General features: G+C 74.1%; 6 protein-coding genes. 2 read left to right on the plus strand and 4 right to left on the minus strand.

Annotation, left to right across the window (positions count from 1 at the left end; translation table 11 throughout):
* Nucleotides 1-6: 6 nt before the first annotated feature.
* Both ACFP3V_RS22695 and ACFP3V_RS22700 read right to left on the minus strand, forming a co-directional pair.
* The gene (locus ACFP3V_RS22695; protein ID WP_380586423.1) at nt 7-609 is read right to left on the minus strand and encodes an SRPBCC family protein; all 603 of its coding nucleotides are present in this window, start codon (nt 607-609) and stop codon (nt 7-9) included.
* A 137-nt stretch (nt 610-746) separates the two neighbouring features.
* A complete protein-coding gene (locus ACFP3V_RS22700) occupies nt 747-1,541 on the minus strand; it encodes an alpha/beta fold hydrolase (RefSeq protein ID WP_380586426.1) in 795 nt (264 codons plus the stop codon).
* A 62-nt stretch (nt 1,542-1,603) separates the two neighbouring features.
* Here ACFP3V_RS22700 and ACFP3V_RS22705 point away from each other — a divergent pair, with 62 nt between their 5' ends.
* A complete protein-coding gene (locus ACFP3V_RS22705; protein ID WP_380586429.1) occupies nt 1,604-2,047 on the plus strand; it encodes a MarR family winged helix-turn-helix transcriptional regulator in 444 nt (147 codons plus the stop codon).
* Here the strand turns inward: ACFP3V_RS22705 and ACFP3V_RS22710 are convergent.
* Both ACFP3V_RS22710 and ACFP3V_RS22715 read right to left on the minus strand, forming a co-directional pair.
* A complete protein-coding gene (locus tag ACFP3V_RS22710) occupies nt 1,983-2,756 on the minus strand; it encodes a DUF72 domain-containing protein (protein WP_380586432.1) in 774 nt (257 codons plus the stop codon). The two genes, ACFP3V_RS22705 and ACFP3V_RS22710, sit on opposite strands and share 65 nt — an antisense overlap.
* Nucleotides 2,757-2,800: 44 nt before the next feature.
* A complete protein-coding gene (locus tag ACFP3V_RS22715) occupies nt 2,801-3,466 on the minus strand; it encodes a class I SAM-dependent methyltransferase (RefSeq protein WP_380586435.1) in 666 nt (221 codons plus the stop codon).
* A 74-nt stretch (nt 3,467-3,540) separates the two neighbouring features.
* Here ACFP3V_RS22715 and ACFP3V_RS22720 point away from each other — a divergent pair, with 74 nt between their 5' ends.
* Nucleotides 3,541-4,455, plus strand: a complete 915-nt coding sequence (locus ACFP3V_RS22720; RefSeq protein ID WP_380586438.1) for an AraC family transcriptional regulator — start codon at nt 3,541-3,543, stop codon at nt 4,453-4,455.
* Nucleotides 4,456-4,682: the final 227 nt, after the last annotated feature.

A 4,682-nucleotide genomic window follows, 5' to 3' on the forward strand; every position in this document is an offset into this window, starting at 1 on the left:
GCACGCTCAGATGCCGGAGGGCGGCATCTGCCCGGTGCCTCCCATGGGCGGGTTGTCCATACCGGTGGACGGGTCGCCCAGGCCGGGGGAAGGGCTGCCCATGCCGGTACCGGCGGACGGGGTGCCCATCCCCGTGGACGGGGTGGTGCCCATGCCGGGACGGACCTGGCCGCGCCAGCCGCCCGTCTCCATGCCCCGCTCCTCGATGAACTCCTTGAAGTGCTTCAGGTCGCCCTTGATGCGGCGCTGCACCGTGCCGGTCAGCTCGCCGGCCTTCTCCACCATGCCCTGCGGCTGGTAGTCCATGGCCAGGCTGACGCGCGTGTGCCGGTCGTCCAGGGGCTGGAAGCTGACGGTGCCCATCTGCTGGACGTCACCGCTGACGGCGCGCCAGGTGATGCGGTCGTCCGGCTGCTGGTCGATGATCTCGGTGTCGAACTCCCGCTCCACACCGCCGATCCTGGTTCGCCAGTGGTTGTGCGTCGCGTCGATCTGGCGGACGTCCTCGACCCCGTCCATGAAGGCGGGGAAGTCCTCGAACTGGGTCCACTGGTTGTACACCTGGCGGATCGGGCAGTCGACGTCGATGGATTCCTTCACCATGCTCATATGGATCTCCTTCGCGTGGCTCGGTTCGGTTCGACAACCGGTCGCCTGCCCGGGATCCCCGCGTGCATTCGGCTTCCCGGGGCTGCTGTGACGGGGCGGGACTCCGTCCTGGGTGCACGGTGCGGGCCGAGCGGGCGTCAGGCGTCGGGCGCCCCCGCCGCCGGGAGCCGCAGGTAGGCGTCGAGCGCGCGGTAGGTGGCCTCCGGTTGCTCGACGTGGGGCAGGTGGCCGGCCTCGGGGATCACCCGCAGCCGGCCGTCCGCCAAGGCGGCCGCGTACGCGGCTCCGTAGGCGGGGGTGACCACGCGGTCGCTCTCGCCCCACAGCAGCAGCACCGGCATCCGCACGCCCGCGAGCCGCTCCAGCAGGGTGGGATCGTGCATGTAGGGGTCGCCCGCCAGGGCCTGCATGGTCGTCATGTTGGCCTTCCGCCGGGCGAGTTCCTCCGGGGGCAGCGCGGCGGGGTCGACCAGGAACCGCTCCGGCTCGTGCCACGAGAGCTCGGCCAGGCCGCGCGGGTCGAGCCCGAAGACGTCGGCTATCGGCTCGGCGGCGACCCGGACGCCCACGGCGTCGATCAGGACGAGGCCGGTGACGATCCCGGCGCTGTCGCCCACCGCCATCTCCGCGGCCACCCAGCCGCCCAACGAGGAGCCGACGACCGCGACGTCCCGCAGCCCGCGGTCCTGGAGCAGGGACAGGTAGTGCCGAGCCAGGTCGGCGACGCCGGCCAGGTCGGCGGGACGGGGCGTGCCGTCCCAGCCGGGAAGGACGGGCGTCAGCACGTGGGCGGTCCGGGACAGGTGCCCGGCGAGGCCGGCCACGGTCGCCGGACCTCCGCCGCCGTGCAGGACCAGGACGGGCCTGCCGCTGCCGGACTCGGAGAGGGTGAGGGACGGGCCGCCAACGGCCGCGGGAGTGTCTTGGCTCATGGCCGTCACTCTAACTAAGGATGCTTATATAAGCTAGCTTAGTTTTCGGCTAGACTCGCCCCATGCATGGTGAGCTGCAAGAACTCGGCCGCGCGGTCAAGCAGACCCAGTACCGGCAGCATCGGGCCCTGGACAGCGCCCTGTCCGCCGTCGGCACGACGCTCGCCCAGTGGGACGCCCTGCGCGCCATCGACCGCGCCCCCGGTGCCTCGGCGCGGGAACTGGCCGCGGCCACCTTCCAGACCGAGCAGGCCTTCGGGTCCCTGGTCGGCCGGCTGACCGCCCAGGGGCTCGTCGAGCGCCGCCCCGGCCGCGGCCGGCGCATCGAGCACCACCTCACGGCGCAGGGCGAGCGGACGCTGGCGGCCGGGCACCGGGTGGCCGACGACGTCCTCGCGGAGTGCTTCGCCCCGCTCGGCAGGACCGACCGCGCCGTGCTGCTCACCCTGCTCCAGCGGCTCGCCGCAGAGCCGGGGCCCGGTCGGACCGCCCCAGCAGCGCCCTGAAGCCGCGGGCGTCCGCGGCGGCGGCCCCGCGGGGGTCGTTGTTGAAGTAGACGTAGACGTCGGGGTCGGGCTCCTCGGGCCAGGCGGCGGCGATCCTGGCGGCCCAGGCGCGCAACGCCGCCTGCCCGTAGCGGGGCCACGGCCGGGCCCGCCCCTCGTGGAAGCGCAGATAGCCCCAGTCCGCGGTGCGCCACAGCGGCGTGACCGGCCGGGAGCCCCGGTCCGCCCAGCACAGCGCCGCCTGGCGCCCGGTCAGCACCGCCCGCACCTCGTCCGTCCACCAGGAGTCGTGCCGCGGCTCCACGGCGACCCGGACGGAGGGCGGGAAGCACGCCAGGCAGTGGTCCAGCAGCTCCGGGTCGGCGGGCAGCGTCGGAGGCAGCTGCAGCAGCACCGGCCCCAGCTTCGGCCCCAGCGCGCCCGCATGGGACAGCAACCGGGCCACCGGCTCCTCGGGGTCGCGCAGCCGCTTGATGTGCGTCAGGAACCGGCTGGCCTTGACCGCGAAGACGAACCCCTCGGGCGTGCGGTCACGCCAGGCGGCGAAGGTCTCCGGCGCGGGCAGCCGGTAGAACGCCGCGTTGCTCTCCACGGTGGGGAAGTGCGTGGCGTACTCCTCCAGCCATACGCGCGTCGGCACGCCCGCCGGATAGAGCAGTCCCCGCCAGTCGGCGTACTGCCAGCCCGAGGTTCCCACCTGGATGCCCACGCCTGGCGGATGCCCCGATCCCGGCGCCGCGCACACCCCGTGTCTCAGGCGCGCGTCCCCCGGTAGAAGGTGATCTCGCCCAGGACCGGGTGGCGGCGCGACGAGATCACGGCGCGGTCGAAGCCCGCCGCGGACAGCAGGCGCCCGAGACCGCCGTCGGCGTTGTCCGCCGTGTGGCCGGCTCGGACCATGCGCTGGGCGAGGCGGCCGTGGATGCCGTGCCGCGGGCCCGCGAAGTCGACCACGTGGAGGGATCCGCCGGGACGCAGAACCCGCAGCGCCTCCGCGGCCGCCGCGCCCTTCGTGTCACGGTCGAGGTGGTGCAGCATCAGGGCCGACAGCACCCGGTCGAACGAGGCGTCGGGGTACGGCAGCCGCTGGGCGTAGCCGCGCTCGAAGGAGACGGCGTCGAGGCCGCGGGCCTTGCGCTCGGCACGGGCCAGCGCGAGCGGATCCGGGTCCAGCCCCACCACCTCCACGCCGGGGCGGGCCTGCTTGACCCGGACGGAGAGGTTGCCGGTGCCGCAGCCGATCTCGAGCAGGCGCTGCCCGTCCGCGAGGTCGGCCTGCTCGACGAGGGCGCGGTGCAGAGCGGGGACGCCCAGCAGGGCGGTGAGGCGGTCGTAGAACGGCAGGAATGCGTCCCGCCCGGCGGCAGGCAGGTAGTCGTGACGCGACCCTGCGGCCGCACTGAGAGGATGTTCGTTCATGTCCCCCATGCTGGCTCCGTGGCTACCAACGCAGTTGCTGGTTCCTCGGTGGAACTGGGACTATCTTCGGTCGCATGACCGAGATGGCGAGACCGGTCCGCCTCCAGGCCGGAGTGCCCGTCTACCGGTACCGGACCGACGCGGACGCACCGCCCGTCGCCCTGCTCCGTTTCGCCCCGGGACGGCACCCGGGCGAAGGGCAGCGCCACATCCACGACTTCCCGGTCCTCATGTACGTCGAGCGGGCCACCGGGCCACGTCCGCCCCGCGAGGCGGCCCCGCACCTGGCGGAGGGCGACGCCTTCGTCGTCGCCCCCGGCGCGGTCATCGAGCCCCGGACGGTCTCCGGGATCGCCGCCGGGACGGGGCTGTTCTTCGACCCGACGGCTCTCGGCGGTGACGAACGGGCTCCCTGGTCGTCCTGGCGGGCCCATCCCCTGCTGCTGCCGTTCCTCCACCGGATGCCGGGCGGCCTGCTGCGCCTGCGGGTCCCGGCCGCGCGGCGGCCGGTCTGGGCGGCGACGATCGCCGCGATCGAGGCCGAGCTCACGGAGCGTCAGGAAGGTTACCGACAGGCGCTCCTGGCGCATCTGACGCTGCTGCTCGTCGATGTCGCCCGCCTGGCCACGGACGTGGTCGGCGATCTGCGGCGCAGCAACGAGCCGCTGCTGGCCGAGGTGTTCGAGGTGATCGAGCGGCGCTTCGCCGAGCCGCTGTCGTTGCGCGAGGTGGCCGACAGCATCGGGATGACGCCGGGTCACCTGACCACCGTGGTGCGCCGTCGCACCGGCCGGACCGTCGGCCAGTGGATCACCGAACGCCGGCTCCGCGAGGCCCGGCGCCTGCTGACCGGCACCGACCTGCCGGTCGCCGAGGTCGCCCGCCGCGTCGGTCTGCCCGACCCCGGCTACTTCGCCCGTGTGTTCCGTGCCGCCCACGGCGCCGCCCCGCGCGAGTGGCGCGCCCGGGCCACCGCCGCCGGGGCATGACGGGAGACAGTGCTGCGGGACCCACCGGACCGGGTGCGGCCAGCGGAACTCCGTTGTGCTCGAACACCCGGGGAACGCAGCGCCTGCGTTCGCACGGCGGCCCGGGCTCTCACCGCCTGTGCGCCCCACGGGACTTGACCGTACTGACGGTCCTGCGGCGCCTGTTCCACACCGCGGCCGCGCCGGCGGCGCCGACCAGGGCGACAGCGGCCGCCGTCCCGGCCACC

Origin of the sequence: Streptacidiphilus monticola (assembly GCF_042658505.1) — a bacterium.
Classification (GTDB): Bacteria; Actinomycetota; Actinomycetes; order Streptomycetales; family Streptomycetaceae; genus Streptacidiphilus; species Streptacidiphilus monticola.

Bases quoted from the DNA above. Each gene is read 5' to 3' on its own strand.
- ACFP3V_RS22700 (WP_380586426.1), bottom strand. From the start codon at position 1,541: ATGAGCCAAGACACTCCCGCGGCCGTTGGCGGCCCGTCCCTCACCCTC.
- ACFP3V_RS22705 (WP_380586429.1), top strand. From the start codon at position 1,604: ATGCATGGTGAGCTGCAAGAACTCGGCCGCGCGGTCAAGCAGACCCAG.
- ACFP3V_RS22715 (WP_380586435.1), bottom strand. From the start codon at position 3,466: ATGAACGAACATCCTCTCAGTGCGGCCGCAGGGTCGCGTCACGACTAC.
- ACFP3V_RS22720 (WP_380586438.1), top strand. From the start codon at position 3,541: ATGACCGAGATGGCGAGACCGGTCCGCCTCCAGGCCGGAGTGCCCGTC.
- ACFP3V_RS22695 (WP_380586423.1), bottom strand. From the start codon at position 609: ATGAGCATGGTGAAGGAATCCATCGACGTCGACTGCCCGATCCGCCAG.